Genomic DNA, 23,405 nt, shown 5'->3' on the forward strand with positions numbered 1-23,405 from the left:
GACCGGACCATGCAAACTCGCGACGACATCTTCAACACCTTGCGTGATGCCCTGGTGGAACTCTTCGAACTGGAACCGGAACGCGTAAGCCTGGAATCCAACCTGTATCAAGACCTGGAAATCGACAGCATCGACGCCGTCGACCTGATCGATCACATCAAGCGCAAGACCGGCAAGAAAATCGCCGCCGAGGAATTCAAGTCGGTGCGTACCGTCAATGACGTGGTCGAGGCGGTATACCGTCTGGTCCAGCCGGCCGCATGAGCCGGCTGATCGGCCTTGGCCTGCTGCTGGCGGGCCTGTTGTATCCCTTTGCGGTGTATTTCGGCATGGAGCATTTCGCGCCATGGCAGTTCGGCCTGTTGCTCGGCAGCCTGTGGCTGGCCCGGGCCCTGACCGGCGAACGGCGTCCCGGCAGCCTGTTGATGGCGGGCGCGGCCCTGGTCTTCTGCGTGTTGCTGGCGCTGTTCGACAGCCCATCGTTATTGCGCTGGTACCCGGTGCTGGTCAGCGGCTTCATGCTCACGCTGTTCGGCCTGAGCCTGAAATTCGGTCCGCCGGTGGCCGAACGCCTGGCCCGCCTCAGCGAGCCGGAACTGCCGGAAAAAGCGATTCGCTACACCCGCCAGGTGACTGTCGCCTGGAGTGTATTTTTCCTCTGTAACGGATTGCTCGCCGCCGCCCTGACCCTGTGGGCGCCGCTGAGCTGGTGGACGTTGTACAACGGCCTGATCGCCTACGGGTTGATGGGTTTGCTGTTTGCCATTGAATGGCTGTTACGACAACGCGTACGAGGCCGCGCATGAATTGGATAAAGCTTGAGCACCTGCTGCTCAAGTCGTTGCCGGAACGGGCCGTCACGCTCGAACCGGCACTCGATCACAGCAAGCTGCAGCACCAGGCCCTGAGCCTGGCCGCGGGCTTGCGGGCCAGGGGCGTACAGCGCCTGGCCCTGCACCTGGAAGATGCCGCCGAGTTGGCCATCGCCCTGCTCGGCGCCTGGCGCGCCGGGGTCAGCGTACTGCTGCCCGCCGACCTGCAACCGCAGACCCGGCAACGCTGGTCGACCCAGGTCGACCTGTGGCTGACCGACCAGCCCGGTGATGCCCACTTGGCTGACTTCGACCAGCCGCCATTGCCCGCCGCCGAACTCGACCTCGACACCTGCCGCCTGAGCCTGTGCACCTCCGGTTCCAGCGGCGAACCCAAGCGCATCGACAAATCCCTGCGCCAGCTGGCCAACGAAGTCGAGGCCCTGGAGCAACTGTGGGGCGAGGAATTGGGCCAGGCCTGCATCATCGGCAGCGTCGCCACCCAACATATCTACGGCCTGCTGTTCCGTGTGCTCTGGCCGCTCTGCGCCGGGCGCACCTTCGTCCGCCGGCAGCTGCCGTTCCCGGAAGACCTGCAGCGCGCCAGCCGCGAACACCCGGCCTTTGCCTGGGTCGCCAGCCCGGCGCTGCTCAAGCGCATGGGCGACAACCTCGACTGGCCGGCCCTGAGCCCGGTGCGCCGGGTGTTTTCCTCCGGCGGCGCGCTGCCCGCCGACGCCGCGCAAGGCCTGCACCAGCGCCTGCGACAATGGCCAACGGAGATCCTCGGCAGCTCGGAAACCGGCGGCATCGCCTGGCGCCAGGGCGACAGCCTGTGGCAAGCCTTCGCCGGGGTCGAGCTGAGCCAGGACAGCGACGGCGCCCTGCTGATCGCCTCGCCCTACCTGCCGGCCGGGCATGTCGAACACACTGCCGATGCCGCGCGCATCGCCGCCGATGGGCGTTTCGAGCTGCTCGGGCGCCTGGACCGGATCGTCAAGCTGGAAGAAAAACGCATTTCCCTGCCGATGCTGGAACAGGCCCTGGCCGGGCATGCCTGGGTCGCCGAAGCGCGCCTTGGGGTGGTCCGGGAAAACCGCGCCTCCCTCGGCGCGCTGCTGGTCCTCAGCGAACAAGGCCTGCACGCCTTGCGCAATCAGGGGCGTCGGGCCCTCACCCAAGCGCTGCGCCAGCACCTGAGCCAGCATTGCGAGGCCCTGGCGCTGCCACGCCGCTGGCGCCTGCTGCGCCAGTTGCCCCTGAACAGCCAGGGCAAGCTGCCCCAGGCCGACGTCGAAGCCCTGCTGCTGGCCCCGCGCCCACGGGCGCCGGAAGTGCTGGAACAGCTCGAGGCCGACGGCGAATGGAGCCTGCAACTGGCGATCCCGCCGGACCTGGCCTACTTCAGCGGCCACTTCCCCCAGACCCCGGTGCTGCCGGGCGTGGTCCAGGTGGACTGGGCATTGGCCCTGGGCCAGCAGTTGCTCGATCTGCCGGGCCGCTTTGCCGGCATGGAAGTGCTGAAGTTCCAGCAACTGGTGCGCCCCGGAGACCAGGTGCAATTGCACCTGCGCTTCGATCATGAGCGCGGCAAACTCTACTTTGCCTACCGCAATGACACCGCCGCCTGCTCCAGCGGCCGCATCCTGCTGGAGAACGCCTGTGGATAAGTTATTGGCCCTCGGCGAGCGCTACGCGCTCGATCGCGAGCAAGCTCGCTCCTACAAGGGCCTGTACAAATCCTGTAGGAGCGAGCTTGCTCGCGACAAGGTCAGTGCCCATGCATAACCCCTGCGCCGTGATCCCGGTCTACAACCATGAAGCCGCCGTGCCGACGGTGGTCGATGCCCTGCTCGCCAGCGGCCTGCCCTGCGTGCTGGTGGACGACGCCAGCAGCCCGGCCTGCGCCGCCGTGCTGGAACAGCTGGCCGAGCGCGAACAGGTGTTCCTGGTCAAGCTCGCGGTCAACCAGGGCAAGGGCGGCGCGGTCATGGCCGGGCTGCGCGAAGCCTCGCGCCTGGGCTTCAGCCACGCCCTGCAAGTGGACGCCGACGGCCAGCACGACCTGCGCGATGTGGATAACTTTATCGCCACCTCCCGCACCCACCCCGAAGCGCTGGTCTGCGGTTATCCACAGTACGACGCCAGCGTGCCCAAGGGCCGTTTTTACGCGCGCTACCTGACCCACGTCTGGGTCTGGATCAATACCCTGTCGTTGCAGATCCCCGACTCCATGTGCGGCTTCCGGGTCTACCCCCTGCCGCCAGTCCTGGCGCTGATCGACTCGGTGAAGATCGGCCGGCGCATGGATTTCGACACCGACATTCTGGTGCGCCTGTCCTGGCGCAACCAGCCGATGCGCTGGTTGCCGACCCAGGTCCGTTACCCGGTGGATGGCCTGTCGCACTTTCGCCTGTTCCACGACAACCTGCTGATTTCCAGCATGCACGCCCGGCTGTTCTTCGGCATGTTGCTGCGCGCGCCGCTGATCCTCTGGCGACGGTGGCAAGCATGACGGCGCTACCAGACAAACAGGACAAACAGCCGGACAAGCAACATTGGGCCGAGCACAAGGAGCGCGGCAGCTTCTGGCTGATGAAGCTCACCGCCTTGGGCGTGCGGGTGCTCGGGCGCCGGGTGTTGAGCCCGGTGCTGTACATCATCGTTTTCTACTTTTTCCTGTTCGGCCGCGGTGCCCGCCGCAGCGCCTGGTTGTACCAGCGGCGCCTGGCCGACTGGAGCGGCAAGGCCGAGCTGCGTCCCAGCCACTGGCGGGTCTTCGGCCAGTTCATGGCGTTCGCCGACTCCCTGCTGGACAAGCTCGACGTGTGGAACGGCAAGCTGCGCCTGGAACAGATCGAGATCGTCGACCCGGCCCGGCTGCGCGACCAGTTGCGCGGCACCCGCGGACAGATGCTGGTGGGCGCGCACCTGGGCAACCTCGAAGTCTGCCGCGCCCTGGCCGAGCTGGGCGAGAAGGTCACCATGAACGTGCTGGTGCACACCAAGCACGCCGAACGTTTCAATCGCCTGCTGGGCGAGGCCGGGGCCACCAACCTGCGGCTGATCCAGGTCAGCGAGCTGGATCCGGCGGTCATGCTGCAACTGAGCCAGCGCCTGGATCGCGGCGAGTGGCTGGCGATTGCCGGCGACCGTGTACCGCTGCACGGCGGGCGCAACGTGCGGGTGGATTTCCTCGGCCATCCGGCGCCCTTTCCCCAGGGGCCGTGGCTGCTGGCGGGCCTGCTGAAATGCCCGGTCAACCTGCTGCTGTGCCTGAAAAACAATGGTCGCTATCGAGTGTTCCTCGAACCCTTCACCGAGGCCGTGGCGTGGAAACGCAGCGACCGCGAGCAGGTCATCGCCCAGTGGACTGCTCGCTACGCCGAGCGCCTGGGCCAGTACTGCCTCGAAGCGCCCCAACAATGGTTCAACTTTTACCCTTTCTGGAAGACCGATGACGACGCATCCGCTTGAGCCGGTAACCTTCGGCGAACTCCCTTTGCGCATCGAAGACGTGCTGGCCCTGGCCAACCGTCAGGCGCCGACCCGGCTGCAGGACGACAGCGCATTCCGCCAGCGCATCGCCAAGGGCGCGCAATTCCTCGATTCGCTGCTGGACAAGGAAGGCGTGATCTACGGCGTGACCACCGGCTACGGCGACTCCTGCGTGGTCGCGGTGCCGCTGCAGCACGTCGAGGCGTTGCCCCGTCATCTGTACACCTTCCACGGCTGCGGCCTGGGCAAGCTGCTGGACGCGCAAGCCACCCGCGCGGTGCTGGCGGCGCGCTTGCAGTCGCTGTGCCACGGCGTGTCCGGGGTGCGCGTGGAACTGCTGGAGCGCCTGCAGGCGTTCCTCGAGCACGACATCCTGCCGCTGATTCCCGAAGAGGGTTCGGTAGGCGCCAGCGGCGACCTGACGCCGCTGTCCTACGTGGCCGCGACCCTGTCCGGCGAGCGTGAGGTGATGTTCCGCGGCGAGCGCCGGACCTCGGCCGAGGTGCACCGCGAGCTGGGCTGGGAGCCGCTGGTGCTGCGGCCCAAGGAAGCCCTGGCGCTGATGAACGGCACCGCGGTGATGACCGGCCTGGCCTGCCTGGCCTTCGCCCGCGCCGACTACCTGCTGCAACTGGCCACGCGCATCACCGCGCTGAACGTGGTCGCCTTGCAGGGCAACCCGGAACACTTCGACGAGCGCCTGTTCGCCGCCAAGCCGCACCCGGGGCAGATGCAGGTCGCCGCCTGGCTGCGCCAGGACCTGGCCATCGACGCACCGACCGCGCCGCTGCACCGCCTGCAGGACCGCTACTCGCTGCGTTGCGCGCCCCATGTGCTGGGCGTGCTGGCCGACAGCCTGGGCTGGCTGCGCGGCTTCATCGAAACCGAGCTGAACAGCGCCAACGACAACCCGATCATCGATGCCGAGGCCGAACGCGTGCTGCACGGCGGGCACTTCTACGGCGGGCACATCGCCTTCGCCATGGACAGCCTGAAGAACCTGGTGGCCAACGTCGCCGACCTCTTGGACCGTCAGCTCGCGCTGCTGGTGGACGAGCGCTACAACCACGGCCTGCCGAGCAATCTGTCCGGCGCCCCGGCGGACCGCGCCATGATCAACCACGGCTTCAAGGCGGTACAGATCGGCACCAGCGCCTGGACCGCCGAAGCGCTGAAAAACACCATGCCGGCCAGCGTGTTCTCGCGCTCCACCGAATGCCACAACCAGGACAAGGTGAGCATGGGCACCATCGCCGCCCGCGATGCGATCCGCGTGCTGGAGCTGACCGAACAGGTCGCCGCCGCCACCCTGCTGGCCGCCAACCAGGGCGTCTGGCTGCGCAGCCGAGCCGAGGATGCACGGCCATTGCCGCCAGCCCTGGCCGCCATGCACCAGGAGCTGGCCAAGGACTTCCCGCCGGTGATCGAGGACCGCGCCCTGGAAGGCGAACTGCGCCTGTGCCTGCAACGCATTGCCGAGCAACACTGGAGGCTGCATGCGTAGCCGGGGCGTGCTGCACGCGGACACCGAGATCCAGGTGCCGTTTTTCGACGTCGACACCATGCACGTGGTCTGGCACGGGCATTACGTGAAGTACCTGGAAGTGGCCCGCTGCGCCCTGCTCGACAAGCTCGGCCACAACTACAACCAGATGCTCGAGTCCGGCTACGCCTGGCCGGTGATCGACCTGCAACTGCGCTATGTGCGCGGCGCGGTATTCGGCCAGAAGCTCAAGGTCCGCGCCAGCCTGGTGGAGTGGGAAAACCGCCTGAAGATCAACTACCTGATCAGCGACCTGGAAACCGGCGAACGCCTGACCCGCGCCAGCTCGGTGCAGGTGGCGGTGGAGATCGCCAGCCGCGAGATGCAACTGGCCTCGCCCAAGGTGTTCACCGATGCCGTCGAGAGGCTTCTGCCATGACCCGACCGCTTCCCGTAGGAGCGAGCTTGCTCGCGAAAATCGTCAACGATTGCGCGAGCTACCTGACACGTCACGGCGTTCTGCGGTTTTTCGCGAGCAAGCTCGCTCCTACAGTGCTCGTACTGTTGGGCACTCCAGGCTTGGCCAATGCCTTCGACCTGCAACAGCTCAGCGACCAGTTGGCCAGACCCGAGGTGATCCACGGCAGCTTCGTCCAGGAGAAACACCTGCGCGCCCTGCCCCAGCCGCTGACCAGCAAGGGCAGCTTCGTCCTGGCGAAGAACCATGGCCTGCTGTGGCTGCTGAAAACACCGCTGCAACAGGACTACCGCATCACCGGCAAAGGCATCGCCCGCCGGGATGGCAGCGGCTGGCAAATGCTGCCGAACAAGAGCGCCGGGGCCGAACAGAACCGCCTGTTCCTCGCCGTGCTGCAAGGCGACAGCAGCGGCCTGCAACGCGACTTCGAGCTGGCCCTGGCCGGCGACGCCAAGGCCTGGAAACTGACCCTGACCCCACGTTCGCTGCTGCTCAAGCAGGTGTTCAACCAGATCAACATCGACGGTGGCGAACTGGTGCAGCGCATCGAGCTACTGGAAACCCAGGGCGACAGCACTGTGCTGGAGATGCACGACAGCATCAGCAACCAGCCCTTGAGCGACGCGGAGCAACATGACTTTGCCGAGTGAACGCTGGTGGCCGCGCCTGTTCCTGCTCCTGCTGGTAGCCGTGCTGGCCCTGGCCGGCTGGCAATGGCGCCATGGCGCGCCGCTGTCGGCCAACCTCATGGAGCTGGTGCCGGGCACCGACCCCGATGCCCTGGAGCTCAAGGCCGAGCAGCGCATGCAGGAGCCGCTGAACCGCGAAATGCTGGTGCTGGTGGGCCACGCCGAGCGCCAGCAGGCCATCGCCATGGCCCAGCGCCTGGGTGAGCAATGGCAGGCCAGCGGGCTGTTCGAGAAGGTCCAGTGGAACCTGCAGGCCGACCTGCCGGCGCTGCGCACGCAATTGCTGCAAGGGCGCCTGGCGATGCTTGCTGCTGCCGACCGCCAGCAGTTGATCGAGCACCCCGAGGCCTTTATCCAGCAGCGCGTACAGACGCTGTTCGACCCCTTTAGCGGTTTCAGCCTGGTCCCGAGCCAGGACGACTGGCTGGGCCTGACCGGGCGCATCCAGAACAGCCAGCCGCAACGCGGCGCGGTGCAACTGGACATCGGCAGCGGCACCCTGATCGCCGATGCCGACGGCAAGAGCTGGGTGCTGCTGCGAGCACGCACCACCGGCAACGCCTTCGACATGCAACTGCCGCTGCAGGTGGCGGCCTTGCTTCAGCACAGCCGCGAACAGGCCGCCCAGGCCGACGTCCAGCTGCTGGCCGCCAGTGGTCTGCTCTACGCCGCCAACGGCCAGCAGCAAGCCTCCCGCGAGATCACCTGGGTCGGCGGCGGCGCTACTGTCGGCATCCTCCTGCTGCTGTTGCTGGCCTTCCGTCGCTGGCGGGTGTTGCTGGCGTTCGTGCCGGTGCTGGTGGGCATGCTGTTCGGCGCGGTGGCCTGCGTGGCCTTCTTCGGTCATATGCACGTGATGACCCTGGTGCTGGGTTCGAGCCTGATCGGCGTCGCCGTCGACTACCCCCTGCACTACCTGTCCAAGAGCTGGAGCCTGCGCCCCTGGCACAGCTGGCCAGCCCTGCGCCTGACCCTGCCGGGGCTGAGCCTGAGCCTGGCCACCAGTTGCATCGGCTACCTGGCATTGGCCTGGACACCGTTCCCGGCCCTGACCCAGATCGCTGTGTTTTCCGCCGCCGGCCTGTTGGGTGCCTACCTGAGCGCGGTGTGCCTGCTGCCGGCGCTGCTGCGCGGCGTCGAGCTGCAACCGGCGCAATGGCCGCTGCGCGTGGCCGAATGGCTGCTGAACCTGCGCACGCAGTTGCTCAAGCGCGTGTCCAGCCCCTGGCTGCTGGCGCTGGTGATCGCCTTCTGCGCCGGCGGCCTGTGGCAGCTCGACAGCAAAAACGATATCCGCCAGTGGATCGGCGCGCCGCCACAACTGCTCAACGAAGCCCAGGCCATCGCGCGGATTACCGGCTACCAGCCCACCAGTCAGTTCTTCCTGGTGCGCGGGGCCGATCAGCAACAGCTGCTCGAACGCCTCGGCGCCCTGAGCGAGCGCCTGGAGCAATTGGTCAACCTGGAAAAACTCCAGGGCTACCTGTCGCTCAACCAACTGGTGAGCCTGCCCAGCGAGCAACAGCGCCTGCGCCAGGCCCTGGACGCGCTGCCGCGGTACTGGCAGCCGCTGCTGGATCTCGGAGTCCCGGTCACGGCCCTGAACGCGGAACTTGCGCAACTGCGGGCGCTGCCCGACGAAGACATCGACAGCGCCCTGCAAGGCCCGCTGGCCGAGCCTTACCGCACCCTGTGGCTGGGCCCCACCGACAACGGCGTGGCGGCCATGGTCAGCCTGCAGGGGCTGAACAACCCACAGCTATTGCGGATCCAGGCGCAGGATCTGCCGGGGGTGCAATTGGTGGACCGCCTGGGTGAGCTGAACCAAGTGTTCGCCGCCACCCAGGTCAGCGCCGCCGAGCTCAAACTCGCCTCCTGCGTGCTGATCGTCTTGCTGCTGATCCTGCCGTTCGGCCTCGGCGGCGCCCTGCGCCTGGTCGCCCTGCCGCTGCTGGCGGCCCTGTGCAGCCTCGCCAGCCTGGGCTGGCTGGGGCAACCGCTGACCCTGTTCAGCCTGTTCGGCCTGTTGCTGGTGACCGCCATCAGTGTCGACTACGCCATCCTCATGCGTGAACAGGTCGGCGGGGCCGCCGTGAGCCTGCTCGGCACCTTGCTTGCAGCGCTGACCACCTGGCTGTCGTTCGGCCTGCTGGCGATTTCCAGCACCCCGGCGGTCAGCAACTTCGGCCTGGCGGTGAGCCTGGGCCTGGCCTTCAGCTTTATCCTGGCGCCCTGGGCCGGTCGCCAGCGCCATCGCCAGCCCGTTACGGAGCCAGCCCTGTGATGATTGCCCTGTTCTGGCTCATGGCGCTGCTGCTGTTCGCGCTCGCCACCCGCATCGGCAGCCGTTTCGGCCTGATCCCGATCGTCAGCCAGTTGCTGCTGGCGACCTTCGGCCTGCCGCTGCTGATGCTGTTCTGGATCGAACCGCACTGGCAGTTGAGTGGCGCCCAACTGGTCTCGCCGACTTGGCTGAAGAACCTGTACGGCCTGAGTTTCGCCCTGCTGCTGGGGCATATCCTCAGCGACGTGATCGACCTGCGCCTGGACCGCCAGAGCCTGAAGATCGCCCTGCCGAGCTTCGCCATTCCCTTCGCCTGCGGCCTGGCCACGGCGGTCTGGCTGTTGCCGGCGCAACCCTGGCTGAGTTCCCTGGCGGTCGGCCTGCTGTTCGCCATTACCGCAATTCCGGTGTTGTACCTGTACCTGCGGCACATCGATTATCCGCCGCTGGCCACCCGGCGCCTGGTGCAGACCGCGATCCTTATCGACCTCGGCTGCTGGACCCTGTTCGGCGTCGCCCAAGGCAGCCTGCACCTGAGCAGCCTGCTGCTGCCGCTGGCCGGTGCCTGCCTGCCGCTGCTCCTGCGCGGCCTCGGCCTGCGCCAGCCGCTGCTGCACAGCCTGGGCTTCTTCGGCCTGCTGGTGGTGGCCGAACACTACAAACTCAACGCGCTGATTTTCGGCATCGGCTACCTGCTGTGCATGGCCGCCCTCAAGGTGCCGCTAGTGCTGCCGTTAAAGGCAGCCTGGATGAGCCGTTTGCAGACCTTTATCGCCATTCCGCTGATCCTCACGTTCGGCATCGTGCAGATCAATGTGCACAGCGCCATGGACAGCCTCGGCTGGGTGCAACTGGGGGCGTTGCTGCTGTTGCCGATTGCCAGCAAGCTGCTCGGCAACTGGCTCGGCCTGGGCTGGGCCGGCGCCTCCTTCAAGGGCGCCAGCCGCTGGCGGGAAAGCCTGCTGCTGAATATTCGCGGGCTGAGCGAGATCGTTTTTCTCAACCTGCTGCTGCAACAACAGCTGATCAGCCCGGCGCTGTATTTCGCGCTGATGCTCATGGGCCTGATCGCTACCCTGATGCCGGCCCTGGCCGGGCTGCACCGAACACCTTTGGTCCCTTCGAACCCGAACATCGCCGAACCGGCAAGGAGCCCCAGTGCCAACAGTTGAAATGGAACGCCGCCAGATTGTGGTGATCGGCGCCGGCCCATCGGGCGCCATCGCCGCCGCGCTGCTCAAGGGCAAAGGCCACGACGTGCTGATCGTCGAGCGCCAGCATTTCCCACGGTTTTCGATCGGTGAAAGCCTGCTGTCCCACTGCCTGGATTTCGTCGAAGAGGCCGGCATGCTCGAGGCGGTCAAGGCGGCGGGCTTCCAGCTGAAGAACGGCGCCGCGTTCGCCTGGGGCGAGCGTTACAGTGCCTTCGATTTCGGCGACACCTTCAGCGAGGGCAAGCCCACCACCTTTCAGGTGCAACGCGCCGATTTCGACAAGCTGCTGGCCGATCAGGCCGCCCTGCAAGGCGTTGAAGTGCGTTATGGCGAGGCCATCGTCAGCGCCGACTTCAACCTGGCCAGGCCGCAGCTGCAGGTGCTGCGCGAAGACGGCAGCGAGTACCGCGTGGAGGCCGGTTTCGTCCTCGACGCCAGCGGCTACGGCCGTGTGCTGCCACGCCTGCTGGACCTGGAAGCACCCTCGAACTTCCCGGTCCGCCAGGCGGTGTTCACCCATATCGAAGACCACATCGACAGCCCGGCTTTCGAGCGGGAAAAGATCCTCATCACCACTCACCCCAGCAAACGCGATGTGTGGTTCTGGACCATCCCGTTCAGCAACGGCCGCTGCTCGATCGGCGTGGTGGCGGCCAAGGAGCACTTCGACGGTCGTGACGACGACCTGGACCAGTGCCTGCGCGGTTTCATCGAGCAAACCCCGAGCCTGGCCAAGGTCCTGCACAACGCCGTGTGGGACACCCCGGCGCGGACCATCGGCGGCTACTCGGCCAACGTCAAGACCCTGCACGGCCCGGGCTTCGCGCTGCTGGGCAACGCCGCGGAGTTCCTCGACCCGGTGTTCTCCTCCGGCGTGACCATCGCCATGCGTTCGGCGAGCATGGCCGCCGCCGTGCTGCATCGGCAGTTGCAGGGCGAAAGCGTGGATTGGGAAACAGAGTTCGCCATCCCCCTCAAGCGCGGTGTCGACACCTTCCGTTGCTACGTCGAAGGCTGGTACGCCGGCACCTTCCAGGACGTGATCTACCACCCGGGCAGCTCGCCGGAGATTCGCCGGATGATCAGTTCAATCCTCGCCGGCTATGCCTGGGACGAACGCAACCCGTTCGTCAGCGAACCCAAGCGCCGGCTGCGCATGCTCTCGGAAATCTGCGCCATGGAGGCTCCATGAACGACACCCAGCCGCAATACCTGAGCGCCAGCTACGTCGAGGAAACCCGCTTCGGCTTCTGGTTCCTGCGCAGCCACACCTGGCAGCACCATGTGCTGCGGGTGGCGATCAACGACCTGCGCCGCCTGTTCGACAACCAGCCACCGGCCAACCCGGTGCTGCTGGATGCCGGTTGCGGCCAGGGCAAGTCGTTCCAGTACCTGCGCCAGGTGTTCGCCCCGCGGCGCCTGATCGGCCTGGACGCCGACCCGCACAGCCTCAGGCTCAGCAGCGAAGAGGCGGCGCGCCAGGGCCTGCAGGTCGAGCTGATCGGCAGCGACTGCGCGACCCTGGACGTGGCCGATGCCAGCGTCGACCTGCTGTTCTGCCACCAGACCTTTCACCACCTGGTGGAACAGGAAAAAGCCCTGGCCGAGTTCTATCGCGTGCTCAAGCCGGGCGGTTACCTGCTGTTCGCCGAATCCACCGAGGCCTACATCGACACCTGGGTGATCCGCTGGCTGTTCCGCCACCCGATGCATGTACAGAAAAGCGCGGCGCAGTATCTGGAAATGATCCGACGACAGGGTTTTGAATTTACCCCGCGCAATGTGTCTTATCCCTATCTGTGGTGGAGCCGTGCCAAGGATTTCGGGCTGCTCGAACGCTTCGGCCTGCGCCGCCCGAAACCCTTTGGCCAACGGGAAGAAACCCTGGTCAATGTGGTCGCCCGCAAACCCTTGCACGAAGGTGCCGCCGGATGATCCGTGCCCTGCTCGTCGGCTGCCTGCTGTTGCTGAGCGCCTGCGCCAGCCAGCCGCCGCTGCCCGAGAAAACCCCGAGCCTGGCCCTGCCGCTGCAACTGCATATCGAGCGGCAACAGGCCGGGCAGCGCCAGGACTGGCTGCTGGTGATCCAGGCCGAAGGGCCGGGCATCCGCTGGTCGCTGCTCGACCCGCTGGGCATTCCCCTGGCGCGCCAGCAACTGATCGACGGTCGCTGGCAGGCCGATGGCCTGCTGCCGCCGAACCCGGAGGCCCGCGAACTGTTCGCCGCCCTGCTATTCGCCCTGACGCCCGCGGGCGAACTGCGAGATAATTATCCAGCCGCCCGGCAGCACGGCGCGCAGCGCGACCTCGCCCCGCACTGGCAGGTCCGCTATCGCCAGGCCCTGGATTTTCGCCTGGAGCTGCCCCAGGGCTTGTACTACCACATCAGCCCGCTGACCGCCGAGAACGCCTCATGACGGCCTACCTGAATGCCCTCGGGGTGATCTGTGCCCTTGGGCGCGACAAGCAGCAAGTGGCCCGCAGCCTGTTTGCCGGCGACTGCTCCGGCATGCGCGCCGCAGCCGGCTGGGTGCCGGAGCGCAGCGTGCCGGTGGCCGCCGTCCAGGGGCCGCTAGCGAGCATTCCGCCGGAGCTGGGACAGCAGAGCAGCCGCAACAACCAGCTGCTGCTGGAGGCCGCCCTGCAGATCCGTGGCGACATCGACCAGGCCATAGCCCGCTACGGCCACAGCCGCATCGGCATCGTCCTCGGCACCAGCACCTCGGGCATCGACGAAGCCAGCCGCGGCATCGCCCACTACCTGCGCGACCGGCATTTCCCGGCCGACTACGACTACCGGCAGCAGGAGCTCGGCGCGCCGGCGAACTTTCTCGCCGACTGGCTCGACCTCAGCGGCCCGGCCTATGTGATCTCCACCGCCTGCACCTCCAGCGCCCGCGCGCTGATGAGCGCCCGCCGCCTGCTCGACCTGGGCCTGTGCGACGCGGTGCTGTGCGGCGGCGTCGACAGCCTGTGCAAGCTGACCCTCAACGGTTTCTCGGCCCTGGAAGCAGTGTCCGACCAGCGCTGCAATCCGTTCTCGGTCAACCGCGATGGCATCAATATCGGTGAAGCCGCCGTGCTGTTCCTGATGAGCAAGGAAACCCTCGGCGCACAACCGATCGCCCTGCTCGGCGCCGGCGCCAGCTCCGACGCGCACCATATTTCCGCGCCCGAACCCAGCGGGCGCGGCGCCCTGCAAGCCATGCAGAAGGCCTTGCACAATGCCGGCCTGCAAGCCGGACAGATCGGCTACCTGAACCTGCACGGCACGGCCACCCAGCACAACGACGCCATGGAAAGCCTGGCGGTCGACCAATTGTTCCCGGCTGGCGTGCCCTGCTCGTCGACCAAACCCATGAGCGGCCATACCCTGGGCGCCGCCGGCGCCCTGGAAGCGGCGTTCTGCTGGCTGAGCCTGTCCGCCGCGAACAGCGCGCACGCCCTGCCGCCCCATGTCTGGGACGCCCAGGCCGACCCGCAACTGCCGCCGCTGCATTGGGTCACCGCCACCACACGTCTGGAGCAGAACGCTCCGCGCTGCCTGATGAGCAACTCCTTTGCCTTCGGTGGCAACAACGTCAGCCTGATTATCGGAGACGCCCCATGATTGACTGGCCGCTCGCCGAACTGCTGCCCCACGCGGGCGACATGATCCTGATCGATCAGGTCCTGGCGTTCGATGAAGAGCAGATCCACACCCGCCTCACCGTCAAACCCGGTGGCCTGTTCAGCCGTGCCGACGGCAGCCTGCCGGCCTGGGTCGGCATTGAAATAATGGCCCAGAGCATCGCCGCCTACGCCGGTTGCCATGCGCGCCAGAAAGGCCAGGCCGTCGAGCTGGGGTTCCTCCTCGGCACCCGCAAGTTCGAATGCAATGTGGACCACTTCCCGGCCGGCAGCGAACTGCAGATTCACGCCTTGCGCTCCCTGCAAGACGACAACGGCATGGGCGTATTCGAATGCCACCTGAGTGCCCCCGGCATCCAGGCCGTCGCCCGCCTCAACGTGTTCTGTCCGCCCCAGGCGGACAGCTACCTGAACGAATCACCCGCTTTATCAACAGGAGTCCAGCCATGACTGAATCCATACTGGTCACCGGCTCCAGCCGTGGTATCGGCCGCGCCATCGCCCTGCGCCTGGCCCAGAGCGGCTATGACCTGATCCTGCATTGCCGCAGTGGCCGCAGCGAAGCCGAGGCCGTGCAGGCCGAAATCGAGGCCCTGGGGCGCCAGGCGCGCATCCTGCAATTCGATGTGACCGACCGCGCCAGCTGCAAGGCCGTTCTCGAAGCCGACGTGGAAGCCCACGGCGCCTACTACGGTGTGGTGCTCAACGCCGGCCTGACCCGCGACGGCGCCTTCCCGGCCCTGAGCGAAGACGACTGGGACACCGTGCTGCGCACCAACCTCGACGGTTTCTACAATGTCCTGCACCCGGTGATGATGCCGATGATCCGGCGCCGCACCGCCGGGCGTATCGTCTGCATCGCCTCGGTGTCCGGACAGGTCGGCAACCGTGGCCAGGTCAACTACAGCGCGTCCAAGGCCGGCCTGATCGGCGCCGCCAAGGCCCTGGCCATCGAGCTGGGCAAACGCAAGATCACCGTCAACTGCGTGGCGCCAGGCCTGATCGACACTGCCATGCTCGACGAGAACGTGCCGGTGGACGAGCTGCTTAAGATGATCCCGGCCCAGCGCATGGGCACCCCGGAGGAAGTCGCCGGCGCGGTGAACTTCCTGATGTCCGCCGAGGCCGCCTACATCACCCGCCAGGTGCTGGCGGTGAACGGAGGCCTGGTCTGATGAAGCGTGTGGTCGTCACCGGCATGGCCGGCATCACTTCGCTGGGCAGCGACTGGGACACCATCGCCGCCAACTTCGGCGCCAACCGCAGCGGCATTCGCCGGATGGACGAGTGGGATCGCTTCAGCGAACTCAATACCCGCCTGGCCGGCCCCGTGGACGACTTCAAGGTACCGGACCACTGGACCCGCAAGCAGCTGCGCAGCATGGGCCGGGTGTCGCGGCTCGCCGTGGGCGCTGCCGAACAAGCCCTGGCCGATGCCGGCCTGCTGGGTGACGAGTCGATCAAGGACGGGCGCATGGGCGTGGCCTGTGGCTCGTCCACCGGCAGCACCGACGAGATCAAGGCGTTCGGCAACATGCTGCTGAACTCGGTTGCCGAAGGCCTCAACGCCAACTCCTACGTGCGCATGATGCCGCACACCACCGCGGCCAATATCAGCATCTTCTTCGGCCTCACCGGCCGGCTGATCCCGACGTCCAGCGCCTGCACCAGCGGCAGCCAGGGCATCGGCTACGCCTACGAGGCGATCAAGTTCGGCCGCCTGCCGCTGATGCTCGCCGGCGGCGCCGAAGAGCTGTGCCCGACCGAAGCCATGGTGTTCGACGCGCTCTACGCCACCAGCCTGAAAAACGATGCCCCGCACACCAGCCCGCGGCCCTACGACAGCGACCGCGACGGCCTGGTGATCGGCGAGGGCGGCGGCATGCTGGTACTCGAAGAGCTGGAACACGCCCTGGCTCGTGGCGCGCATATCCATGCCGAGATCGTCGGTTTCGGCAGCAACGCCGACGGCCAGCACACCACCCGTCCGGAGCAGGCCACCATGCGCCGGGCCATGGAGCTGGCCCTGGAAGACGCCGGCCTCGAGCCTTCGGCCATCGGTTACGTCAATGGCCACGGCACCGCTACAGAACAGGGCGACATTGCCGAAACACTGGCCACCAGCAGCCTGTTCGGCAGCCGGATGCCCATCAGTTCGCAGAAGAGTTTCCTCGGCCACACCCTGGGGGCCTGTGGCGCGCTGGAGTCCTGGTTCAGCATCGAGATGCTCAACCGCGACCTCTACGTGCACACCCTCAACCTCGACACGGTCGACCCGCGCTGCGGCGAGCTGGATTACCTGCGCGGCGAATTCCGGCAGATGAGCTGCGAGTACGTGATGAACAACAACTTTGCCTTTGGCGGCGTCAACACTTCGCTGATCTTCCGCCGCTGGCCTCAATGACGTTACCCCCTGGAGAAAATGGAATGCCCTCCCTGCTTCGCGCCTGCCTGATCGTGCTGGCCCTGCTGACCTGCGTCTCGTGCACCAGCAAGCGCATGTACACCCCGGACCGGGTCCTGCCCGCCACCCTCAAGGCCGACCATGAGGAAATGAAACAGGCGATCCTGAAAAACCTGGTCGCCCGCAAGTGGACCGTGCAGCGCATCAGCCCGGAGCTGATCCAGGCCGAGATCACTGTGCGCGAGCAATACCACGTGGAAATCGACATCCAGTACGCGCCGACCCACTACAAGATCCTCTACCGCGACAGCCGTGGCATGGGCTACGCGGACGGCAAGATCCACAAGAACTACATCCGCTGGGTGCGCCTGCTGGACAAGGGCATCCTGCGCGAGCTGAAGGACAACCAGAACGAACGGACCGCGCAACAGCTGTCCAGCTCGGCCCAGGCGATTGCCGCGCCTAATTGAGCGCCAGCCGCTACCCGCTTTCTACGTCAAGGAGACCACCATGCAATTGAAGACCCTGGCCGCTGCCGCCACCCTGCTGCTCTGCACCCTGCCCGGCGTCAGCCAGGCCCGTGATACCGCACTGTACCTGCCGTTCGACAAGGTGGTCGCCGAAGCCATCAGCACCGGCAAGATCGACGGCAGCGTGAAGTTCTACCTGGCCGGCAACCAGCCCGCCGGCAAGGTCACGGTGATCAGCGCGGGCGCGGTCACCAACAAGAAGACCAACGCCTTCAACAAGAGCGACGAAGTGGCCTGCGAATGGGTCCTGCAATCGGCGCTGATCACCCTGCACCAGGCCGCCAAGAAAGTCGGCGCCAATGCGGTGACCGACATTGCCAGCTTCTACAAGAGCAACGAGCGCAAGGACGCGAAAACCTACGAATGCCACGCGGGCGCCCTGATGGCAGGCGTCGCGCTGCGCGGCGATCTGGCGAAGGTGCAGTAAGGCGCCTGCCGATGAAATCGGCATGACCTGATCCACAGTTTCCATCCCCCGGAAACGACAAAGGGCGCCTTTCGGCGCCCTTTCACAAACAGGCTGGCTTGTCATCGCGCTCTGCCTGTCTGGCTCTGCGATGGCTGGTTGCCCAGGATCCTCAGAGTCTCACAAGTCCCTTTCGGGTACGCGCGCAGTGTCGCTCGAAGCCTGCCGCCCGGCAACCGTGGCCAATTGCCGTTTTCCACAGGAAAGTCGGTATCAGAGCCCCAAAGCCTTGCGTACAGCGGCTTTGACGGCAGCGAGCTCTTCGTCTGTAAGTTGCAAGACTTCGTAAACTCGTCGGCCATGACGGCCTTTGCGCCTGATCCGATCGAGTCGCGGCAAGCCGACCGTGGCAAGCATGTCGCACTTTGCCCAGCAGACCGTTACAACTCAGCCTTGCGGGTCAGCAGCTCGACAAAGGCCTTGGCCATTGGCGAGCGCTGGTCGGTGCGCTGCGCCAGCCACACCGCCGAGACTGCCTCGGGGTCGAGCAGCGGTCGATAGACCACGCCGTCGATACGCATGCGCTGGTAGGACGCCGGCAACACCGAGACCCCCAGCCCCGCCGCCACCAGGCCGATGATGGTCATGGCCTCGCCCGCTTCCTGGGCGAAATGCGGGGTGAAACCGACATCCCGGGCCAGGGTCAGCAACTGCGCATACAGGCCGCTGCCGTAGCTGCGCGGGAAGAACACGAAGGGTTCGTGGGCCAGGGCCGACAGCGCCAGGCCGGCTTCGCTGCCGGCCACCAGCGGGTGCTTGGAGCTAAGCACCGCCACCAGCGGTTCGCGCAGCAACTCCACCACGCTCAGGGAGTCCGGCAGCGGCAACGGCCGCATGATGCCGACCTGGATCGACTCGTCCAGCAGCGCCTCGGCTACCTGGGTACTGCTCATCTCCCGCAGCTTCAGGTGCACGTCGGGAAAGCGCTGGCGAAAAGCAAAGATCGCCTGGGGAATGCTCGAGTTGAAAGGCGCCGACGAGGTGAAGCCGATTTTCAGCTCGCCCAGTTCCCCCCGCTGCGCCCGCCGGGCCACATCCGCGGCCTTGTCGACCTGGGCCAGCACCTGTCGCGCCTCATCGAGGAACAGCCTGCCGGCCTCGCTGAGTTCGACCCGACGATTGGTGCGCTCGAACAGGCGCGCGCCGACCTCCTGCTCCAGCACCTGGATCTGCTGGCTCAAGGGCGGTTGGGAGATGCCCAAAACCTGGGCGGCGCGGCCGAAATGCAGCTCTTCGGCCACCGCGATGAAGTAACGCAGGTGACGCAATTCCATGATCGCCTCATTAGGTCGTAAAACATATCAATCAGGTCGAACAATATATTGGAAAGAAACATTAGCCAGCTATATGCTTTTTTCCATTGCCTGACCGGCTGCGCTCCCCCGAGGTCTCCCGTGAAAACCGCTGTCGCTCCACTCGCCCACGAACTCCCTCCCACCGCCCTCGATGAGGTCGTCGCGCAACTGAACGAGGTCTACATCGAAAAAGGCACGCCGATGTTCATGCGCACGGTGCTGGCGCTGTTCTCCGGCGGTTTCGCCACCTTCGCCCTGCTCTACTGCGTGCAACCGATGATGCCGCTGCTGTCCCGGGAATTTTCCATCAACGCCGCGCAGAGCAGCCTGATCCTCTCGGTCGCCACCGGCCTGCTGGCCATCGGTTTGCTGGTCACCGGGCCGATTTCCGACCGCATCGGCCGCAAGCCGGTGATGGTGGCCGCCCTGTTCGCCGCCGCGCTGTGCACCATTGCCAGCGCCCTGATGCCGAGCTGGCACGGCGTGCTGCTGATGCGCGCGCTGGTGGGGCTGTCCCTGAGCGGTCTGGCGGCGGTGGCGATGACTTACCTGAGCGAGGAGATCCATCCGCAGCACATCGGCCTGGCCATGGGCCTGTACATCGGCGGCAACGCCATTGGTGGCATGAGCGGCCGCCTGATCACCGGGGTGCTGATCGACTTCGTCAGCTGGCACACGGCGATGCTGGTGATCGGTGGCCTGGCGCTGATCGCCGCGGCGGTGTTCTGGAAGATCCTCCCCGAATCGCGCAACTTCCGCGCCCGCTCGCTGCACCCGCGCAGCCTGCTGGACGGCTTCACCATGCACTTTCGCGATGCCGGCCTGCCGCTGCTGTTCCTTGAAGCCTTCGTGCTGATGGGCGCGTTCGTCACGCTGTTCAACTACATCGGCTATCGCCTGCTGGCCGAGCCGTATCACATGGATCAGGCCTTCGTCGGCCTGCTGTCGGTGGTGTACCTGTCGGGGATCTACAGCTCGGCGAAAATCGGCGCCCTGGCCGACCGCCTGGGGCGACGCAAAATGCTCTGGGCCACCATTTCGCTGATGCTCGCCGGCCTCGCCCTGACCATGCTCAGCCCGTTGTCGGTGGTGATCATCGGTATGCTGATCTTCACGTTCGGCTTCTTTGGTGCCCATTCGGTCGCCAGCAGCTGGATCGGCCGGCGCGCCCTCAAGGCCAAGGGCCAGGCTTCATCGCTGTACCTGTTCAGCTATTACGCCGGATCGAGCATCGCCGGGACGGCGGGCGGGGTGTTCTGGCACATGGCCGGGTGGAACGGCATCGGCCTGTTCATCAGCGCCCTGCTGGTGGTGGCGCTGCTGGTGGCCTTGAAGCTGGCCAAGCTGCCGCCGCTGGCCACTCAGTAGTCGCTAAACCAACATGCCGGCGACCAGCCCCCGCGATCCATATGCGGGGTCCGGTCGCCGGCATGGGCGATATCTGTCGATCGGCTTACTTGACGATTTCCACCAGGTCGACGTCGATCTCGCGCTTCATCAACCCCTTCTCGACCTCACCGGTCAGCCTGACCTGGGTCTTCTCGTTGAACGCCACCGGCGGCAGGTCTTCGTCGTCGATCTCAACGGTGATGGTGCCGCTGGCATCCTTGAATTCGTACTTGTCGTCGTTGTTCAGCTTCTTGACCACATGGCCCTGCAACACCACCGGCGTATCGTCCGAGGCATCGTTGGCCGCCGCGACGGTGGTGACGGCCTGGGCGCCAGGACCGGTGTAGCCGACAGCCAGGGCGGCGGTGCTGAACAGCGGGGCGAGCAACAGAACGAGGTAACGGGTTTTCATGGCAGTGATCCAATGTGGGTTTCGATAAAGCCAGATTAACCAGCCAGGCTGAATTGAAACTTAATCCGCCGGCCCTTTCCTGAAGGCAAAAAAAGCCCGGCAAATGCCGGGCTTGCTTATCAGGCCGCGATCACTGGTGATACTGCGCCGACAGTTCGTGCACCGCGCGCAGGAAGGCGCCGGCGTGCTCCGGGTCGACTTCCGGGGTGATGCCGTGGCCGAGGTTGAACACATGGCCGCTGCCCTTGCCATAGCTGGCGAGGATGCGCCCGACTTCGGCACGGATCGCTTCCGGCTTGGCGTAGAGCACGGTCGGGTCCATGTTGCCTTGCAGCGCGACCTTGTTGCCGACCCGTTGGCGCGCTTCGCCGAGGTCGCAGGTCCAGTCCAGGCCCAGGGCGTCGGCACCGGCGTCGGCAATGCTTTCCAGCCACAGGCCGCCGTTCTTGGTGAACAGGATCACCGGCACCTTGCGCCCTTCGTGTTCGCGGATCAGGCCGCTGACGATCTTGCGCATGTAGGCCAGGGAGAACTCCTGGTAGGCCGCCGCCGACAGGTTGCCGCCCCAGGTGTCGAAGATCTGCACCGCTTGCGCACCGGCCTTGATCTGGCCGTTGAGGTAGCTGGTGACCGACTGCGCCAGCTTGTCCAGCAGCAGGTGCATGGCTTGCGGGTTGTCGTAGAGCATCGCCTTGATCTTGCGGAAGTCCTTCGACGAGCCGCCCTCGACCATGTAGGTGGCCAGGGTCCAGGGGCTGCCGGAGAAGCCGATCAGCGGCACGCGGCCGTTGAGCTCGCGGCGGATGGTGCTGACCGCGTCCATCACGTAGCCCAGGTCCTTGTGCGGATCCGGGATCGGCAGGGCCTCGATGTCGGCCAGGGTGCTGATGACCTTCTTGAAACGCGGGCCTTCGCCGGTTTCGAAGTACAGGCCCTGGCCCATGGCGTCGGGGATGGTCAGGATGTCGGAGAAAAGGATGGCCGCATCCAGCTGTGGATAACGGTCCAACGGTTGCAGGGTGACTTCGCAGGCGAACTCCGGGTTCATGCACAGGCTCATGAAGTCACCGGCGTTGGCACGGCTGGCGCGGTATTCAGGCAGGTAGCGCCCAGCCTGACGCATCATCCACACCGGGGTGACGTCTACGGGTTGCTTGAGCAGGGCACGAAGGAAACGGTCGTTCTTCAGGGCAGTCATGTCGGCATCCGGAAAAAAAGTGCGGGCATTTTCTCAGAGCGCGACGCAAAAGGCACGGCGAGAGCCGTGCCTTTTATCTATCGGGTCAATTGGTCGCAGGGAGAGCAGCGCCAAGTTTCAAGCTGCAAGCCCCAAGCGCCGTGGCTTTGAGCTTGCAGCTAATAGCTTGAAGCTTGTCGCTGGCGTTGTCAGACGCCCAGGTAGTCGAGGATGCCTTCGGCGGCGTTACGGCCTTCGAAGATCGCCGTCACCACCAGGTCGGAACCGCGCACCATGTCGCCACCGGCGAAGATCTTCGGGTTGCTGGTCTGGTGCTTGTACTGGCCCTGCTCCGGCGCCACGACGCGGCCCTGGCTGTCGGTCTGGATGCTGAACTGCTCGAACCACGGCGCCGGGCTCGGGCGGAAACCGAAAGCGATGACCACGGCGTCGGCCGGGATGACCTCTTCGGAACCCGGGATCGGCTCGGGGCTGCGACGGCCACGGGCGTCCGGCTCGCCGAGACGGGTCTCGACCACCTTCACGCCTTCGACCTTGTCTTCGCCGACAATGGCGATCGGCTGGCGGTTGTAGAGGAACTTCACGCCTTCTTCCTTGGCGTTCTTCACCTCTTTGCGCGAGCCCGGCATGTTCGCTTCGTCGCGACGATAGGCACAGGTCACCGCCTTGGCGCCCTGGCGGATCGACGTGCGGTTGCAGTCCATCGCCGTGTCGCCACCACCGAGGACCACGACCTTCTTGCCCTTCATGTCGACGAAATCTTCCGGCGACTTTTCAAAGCCCAGGTTGCGGTTGACGTTGGCGATCAGAAAATCCAGCGCATCGTGCACGCCCGGCAGGTCCTCACCGGCAAAGCCGCCCTTCATGTAGGTGTAGGTGCCCATGCCCATGAACACGGCATCGTATTCTTCGAGCAGTTGCTCCATGGTCACGTCCTTGCCCACCTCGGTGTTGAGGCGGAACTCGATGCCCATGCCGCTGAAGACTTCGCGACGATTGCTCAGCACGGTCTTTTCCAGCTTGAACTCGGGGATACCGAAGGTCAGCAGGCCGCCGATTTCCGGGTTCTTGTCGAACACCACCGGGGTCACGCCGCCGCGTACCAGCACGTCGGCACAGCCCAGGCCCGCCGGGCCTGCGCCGATCACCGCGACACGCTTGCCGGTCGGCTTGACCTTGGACATGTCCGGACGCCAGCCCATGGCGAAGGCGGTGTCGGTGATGTACTTCTCCACCGAACCAATGGTCACCGCGCCGAAGCCGTCGTTGAGAGTGCAGGCACCCTCGCACAAACGGTCCTGCGGGCACACCCGGCCGCAGACTTCCGGCAGGGTGTTGGTCTGGTGCGACAGCTCGGCAGCGGCGAGGATGTTGCCCTCGGCCACCAGCTTGAGCCAGTTGGGAATGAAGTTGTGCACCGGGCACTTCCATTCGCAGTACGGGTTACCGCAACCCAGGCAGCGGTGGGCCTGGTCGGCCGACTGCTGGGGTTTGAAGGGTTCGTAGATCTCCACGAACTCTTTCTTGCGTTGACGCAACAGTTTCTTCTTCGGATCCTTGCGCCCGACCTCGATGAACTGGAAGTCATTATTCAGACGTTCAGCCATTATCAAAACCTCTTAA

The 23,405-nt window shown here is 65.7% G+C and carries 25 protein-coding genes; 21 read left to right on the forward strand and 4 right to left on the reverse strand.

The features are described 5' to 3' along the window. The first annotated feature begins 9 nt into the window (after positions 1-9). The 20 genes from DK261_RS05865 to DK261_RS05955 are packed head-to-tail and all read left to right on the forward strand — an operon-like array spanning position 10 to position 17,449. Positions 10-264, forward strand: a complete 255-nt coding sequence (locus DK261_RS05865; RefSeq protein ID WP_007926835.1) for an acyl carrier protein — start codon at positions 10-12, stop codon at positions 262-264. Next, positions 261-806, forward strand: a complete 546-nt coding sequence (locus tag DK261_RS05870) for a membrane protein (protein WP_009046626.1) — start codon at positions 261-263, stop codon at positions 804-806. The genes DK261_RS05865 and DK261_RS05870 overlap by 4 nt, the downstream gene beginning before the upstream one ends. Then, positions 803-2,482 carry an acyl-CoA synthetase family protein gene (locus DK261_RS05875; protein WP_110175395.1) on the forward strand — a complete coding sequence of 560 codons (1,680 nt, stop codon included), beginning with the start codon at positions 803-805 and terminating at the stop codon, positions 2,480-2,482. Before DK261_RS05870 ends, DK261_RS05875 begins: the two co-directional genes overlap by 4 nt. Beyond that, on the forward strand, positions 2,475-2,600 hold the full coding sequence (locus DK261_RS33475) for a hypothetical protein (protein ID WP_016704466.1): 126 nt from the start codon (positions 2,475-2,477) through the stop codon (positions 2,598-2,600). Before DK261_RS05875 ends, DK261_RS33475 begins: the two co-directional genes overlap by 8 nt. Then, entirely contained in the window at positions 2,593-3,327 is a 735-nt protein-coding gene (locus DK261_RS05880; RefSeq protein ID WP_009046624.1) for a glycosyltransferase family 2 protein, read from the forward strand. Before DK261_RS33475 ends, DK261_RS05880 begins: the two co-directional genes overlap by 8 nt. Further along, positions 3,324-4,289, forward strand: a complete 966-nt coding sequence (locus DK261_RS05885; RefSeq protein WP_009046623.1) for a glycosyl transferase — start codon at positions 3,324-3,326, stop codon at positions 4,287-4,289. Before DK261_RS05880 ends, DK261_RS05885 begins: the two co-directional genes overlap by 4 nt. Next, positions 4,270-5,814 (forward strand): histidine ammonia-lyase, encoded by a 1,545-nt coding sequence (gene hutH, locus DK261_RS05890; RefSeq protein ID WP_016704463.1) that lies wholly within the window; start codon positions 4,270-4,272, stop codon positions 5,812-5,814. Before DK261_RS05885 ends, hutH begins: the two co-directional genes overlap by 20 nt. Further along, positions 5,807-6,232: a thioesterase family protein gene (locus tag DK261_RS05895; RefSeq protein ID WP_016704462.1), complete on the forward strand. Its 426-nt coding sequence runs from the start codon at positions 5,807-5,809 to the stop codon at positions 6,230-6,232. The genes hutH and DK261_RS05895 overlap by 8 nt, the downstream gene beginning before the upstream one ends. Further along, positions 6,229-6,921, forward strand: a complete 693-nt coding sequence (locus tag DK261_RS05900) for an outer membrane lipoprotein carrier protein LolA (RefSeq protein WP_110175396.1) — start codon at positions 6,229-6,231, stop codon at positions 6,919-6,921. The genes DK261_RS05895 and DK261_RS05900 overlap by 4 nt, the downstream gene beginning before the upstream one ends. Then, positions 6,905-9,244: an MMPL family transporter gene (locus tag DK261_RS05905; protein WP_110175397.1), complete on the forward strand. Its 2,340-nt coding sequence runs from the start codon at positions 6,905-6,907 to the stop codon at positions 9,242-9,244. Before DK261_RS05900 ends, DK261_RS05905 begins: the two co-directional genes overlap by 17 nt. Beyond that, a complete protein-coding gene (locus DK261_RS05910; RefSeq protein ID WP_038630419.1) occupies positions 9,241-10,416 on the forward strand; it encodes a hypothetical protein in 1,176 nt (391 codons plus the stop codon). The genes DK261_RS05905 and DK261_RS05910 overlap by 4 nt, the downstream gene beginning before the upstream one ends. Beyond that, on the forward strand, positions 10,403-11,650 hold the full coding sequence (locus DK261_RS05915; RefSeq protein WP_110175398.1) for an NAD(P)/FAD-dependent oxidoreductase: 1,248 nt from the start codon (positions 10,403-10,405) through the stop codon (positions 11,648-11,650). Before DK261_RS05910 ends, DK261_RS05915 begins: the two co-directional genes overlap by 14 nt. Next, on the forward strand, positions 11,647-12,393 hold the full coding sequence (locus DK261_RS05920; protein WP_038630417.1) for a class I SAM-dependent methyltransferase: 747 nt from the start codon (positions 11,647-11,649) through the stop codon (positions 12,391-12,393). The genes DK261_RS05915 and DK261_RS05920 overlap by 4 nt, the downstream gene beginning before the upstream one ends. After that, on the forward strand, positions 12,390-12,875 hold the full coding sequence (locus tag DK261_RS05925; protein ID WP_009046615.1) for a DUF3261 domain-containing protein: 486 nt from the start codon (positions 12,390-12,392) through the stop codon (positions 12,873-12,875). The genes DK261_RS05920 and DK261_RS05925 overlap by 4 nt, the downstream gene beginning before the upstream one ends. Continuing rightward, positions 12,872-14,068 carry a beta-ketoacyl-[acyl-carrier-protein] synthase family protein gene (locus DK261_RS05930; protein WP_016704455.1) on the forward strand — a complete coding sequence of 399 codons (1,197 nt, stop codon included), beginning with the start codon at positions 12,872-12,874 and terminating at the stop codon, positions 14,066-14,068. Before DK261_RS05925 ends, DK261_RS05930 begins: the two co-directional genes overlap by 4 nt. Then, positions 14,065-14,538 (forward strand): hotdog family protein, encoded by a 474-nt coding sequence (locus DK261_RS05935; RefSeq protein WP_110175399.1) that lies wholly within the window; start codon positions 14,065-14,067, stop codon positions 14,536-14,538. Before DK261_RS05930 ends, DK261_RS05935 begins: the two co-directional genes overlap by 4 nt. After that, complete coding sequence (gene fabG / locus DK261_RS05940) at positions 14,535-15,263, forward strand: 3-oxoacyl-ACP reductase FabG (RefSeq protein WP_110175400.1); 729 nt, start codon at positions 14,535-14,537, stop codon at positions 15,261-15,263. Before DK261_RS05935 ends, fabG begins: the two co-directional genes overlap by 4 nt. Then, complete coding sequence (locus DK261_RS05945) at positions 15,263-16,492, forward strand: beta-ketoacyl-ACP synthase (protein WP_016704452.1); 1,230 nt, start codon at positions 15,263-15,265, stop codon at positions 16,490-16,492. The genes fabG and DK261_RS05945 overlap by 1 nt, the downstream gene beginning before the upstream one ends. 23 nt (positions 16,493-16,515) lie before the next feature. Continuing rightward, on the forward strand, positions 16,516-16,962 hold the full coding sequence (locus DK261_RS05950) for a hypothetical protein (RefSeq protein WP_009046610.1): 447 nt from the start codon (positions 16,516-16,518) through the stop codon (positions 16,960-16,962). Positions 16,963-17,002: 40 nt separating this feature from the next. Next, the gene (locus DK261_RS05955) at positions 17,003-17,449 is read left to right on the forward strand and encodes a hypothetical protein (RefSeq protein WP_009046609.1); all 447 of its coding nucleotides are present in this window, start codon (positions 17,003-17,005) and stop codon (positions 17,447-17,449) included. A gap of 419 nt (positions 17,450-17,868) precedes the next feature. Here the strand turns inward: DK261_RS05955 and DK261_RS05960 are convergent, their stop codons facing one another. Continuing rightward, positions 17,869-18,762, reverse strand: coding sequence for a LysR family transcriptional regulator (locus tag DK261_RS05960; RefSeq protein WP_110175401.1), 894 nt, complete (start codon positions 18,760-18,762; stop codon positions 17,869-17,871). Between the two features lie 120 nt (positions 18,763-18,882). On the opposite strand from DK261_RS05960, the gene DK261_RS05965 reads away from it, so the two are divergent. Continuing rightward, a complete protein-coding gene (locus tag DK261_RS05965) occupies positions 18,883-20,151 on the forward strand; it encodes an MFS transporter (protein ID WP_028683774.1) in 1,269 nt (422 codons plus the stop codon). A gap of 85 nt (positions 20,152-20,236) precedes the next feature. On the opposite strand, the gene DK261_RS05970 is transcribed toward DK261_RS05965, so the two are convergent. From DK261_RS05970 to DK261_RS05980, 3 genes are all read right to left on the reverse strand, one after another. Further along, complete coding sequence (locus DK261_RS05970; protein ID WP_009046606.1) at positions 20,237-20,584, reverse strand: YgiW/YdeI family stress tolerance OB fold protein; 348 nt, start codon at positions 20,582-20,584, stop codon at positions 20,237-20,239. Between the two features lie 130 nt (positions 20,585-20,714). After that, complete coding sequence (gene hemE, locus DK261_RS05975) at positions 20,715-21,782, reverse strand: uroporphyrinogen decarboxylase (protein WP_028683775.1); 1,068 nt, start codon at positions 21,780-21,782, stop codon at positions 20,715-20,717. Between the two features lie 188 nt (positions 21,783-21,970). Beyond that, positions 21,971-23,389, reverse strand: coding sequence for an FAD-dependent oxidoreductase (locus tag DK261_RS05980; RefSeq protein WP_007925837.1), 1,419 nt, complete (start codon positions 23,387-23,389; stop codon positions 21,971-21,973). Positions 23,390-23,405: the final 16 nt, after the last annotated feature.

Origin of the sequence: Pseudomonas sp. RW409 (assembly GCF_003184125.1) — a bacterium.
Classification (GTDB): domain Bacteria; phylum Pseudomonadota; class Gammaproteobacteria; order Pseudomonadales; family Pseudomonadaceae; genus Aquipseudomonas; species Aquipseudomonas chlororaphis_I.

Excerpts from the sequence above, each read along its gene's own strand:
- DK261_RS05865 (WP_007926835.1), top strand. The coding sequence starts at position 10 with ATGCAAACTCGCGACGACATCTTCAACACCTTGCGTGATGCCCTGGTG.
- DK261_RS05870 (WP_009046626.1), top strand. The coding sequence starts at position 261 with ATGAGCCGGCTGATCGGCCTTGGCCTGCTGCTGGCGGGCCTGTTGTAT.
- DK261_RS05875 (WP_110175395.1), top strand. The coding sequence starts at position 803 with ATGAATTGGATAAAGCTTGAGCACCTGCTGCTCAAGTCGTTGCCGGAA.
- DK261_RS05880 (WP_009046624.1), top strand. The coding sequence starts at position 2,593 with ATGCATAACCCCTGCGCCGTGATCCCGGTCTACAACCATGAAGCCGCC.
- DK261_RS05885 (WP_009046623.1), top strand. The coding sequence starts at position 3,324 with ATGACGGCGCTACCAGACAAACAGGACAAACAGCCGGACAAGCAACAT.
- hutH (WP_016704463.1), top strand. The coding sequence starts at position 4,270 with ATGACGACGCATCCGCTTGAGCCGGTAACCTTCGGCGAACTCCCTTTG.
- DK261_RS05895 (WP_016704462.1), top strand. The coding sequence starts at position 5,807 with ATGCGTAGCCGGGGCGTGCTGCACGCGGACACCGAGATCCAGGTGCCG.
- DK261_RS05900 (WP_110175396.1), top strand. The coding sequence starts at position 6,229 with ATGACCCGACCGCTTCCCGTAGGAGCGAGCTTGCTCGCGAAAATCGTC.
- DK261_RS05905 (WP_110175397.1), top strand. The coding sequence starts at position 6,905 with ATGACTTTGCCGAGTGAACGCTGGTGGCCGCGCCTGTTCCTGCTCCTG.
- DK261_RS05920 (WP_038630417.1), top strand. The coding sequence starts at position 11,647 with ATGAACGACACCCAGCCGCAATACCTGAGCGCCAGCTACGTCGAGGAA.
- DK261_RS05925 (WP_009046615.1), top strand. The coding sequence starts at position 12,390 with ATGATCCGTGCCCTGCTCGTCGGCTGCCTGCTGTTGCTGAGCGCCTGC.
- DK261_RS05930 (WP_016704455.1), top strand. The coding sequence starts at position 12,872 with ATGACGGCCTACCTGAATGCCCTCGGGGTGATCTGTGCCCTTGGGCGC.
- DK261_RS05935 (WP_110175399.1), top strand. The coding sequence starts at position 14,065 with ATGATTGACTGGCCGCTCGCCGAACTGCTGCCCCACGCGGGCGACATG.
- fabG (WP_110175400.1), top strand. The coding sequence starts at position 14,535 with ATGACTGAATCCATACTGGTCACCGGCTCCAGCCGTGGTATCGGCCGC.
- DK261_RS05945 (WP_016704452.1), top strand. The coding sequence starts at position 15,263 with ATGAAGCGTGTGGTCGTCACCGGCATGGCCGGCATCACTTCGCTGGGC.
- DK261_RS05950 (WP_009046610.1), top strand. The coding sequence starts at position 16,516 with ATGCCCTCCCTGCTTCGCGCCTGCCTGATCGTGCTGGCCCTGCTGACC.
- DK261_RS05955 (WP_009046609.1), top strand. The coding sequence starts at position 17,003 with ATGCAATTGAAGACCCTGGCCGCTGCCGCCACCCTGCTGCTCTGCACC.
- DK261_RS05960 (WP_110175401.1), bottom strand. The coding sequence starts at position 18,762 with ATGGAATTGCGTCACCTGCGTTACTTCATCGCGGTGGCCGAAGAGCTG.
- DK261_RS05970 (WP_009046606.1), bottom strand. The coding sequence starts at position 20,584 with ATGAAAACCCGTTACCTCGTTCTGTTGCTCGCCCCGCTGTTCAGCACC.
- hemE (WP_028683775.1), bottom strand. The coding sequence starts at position 21,782 with ATGACTGCCCTGAAGAACGACCGTTTCCTTCGTGCCCTGCTCAAGCAA.
- DK261_RS05980 (WP_007925837.1), bottom strand. The coding sequence starts at position 23,389 with ATGGCTGAACGTCTGAATAATGACTTCCAGTTCATCGAGGTCGGGCGC.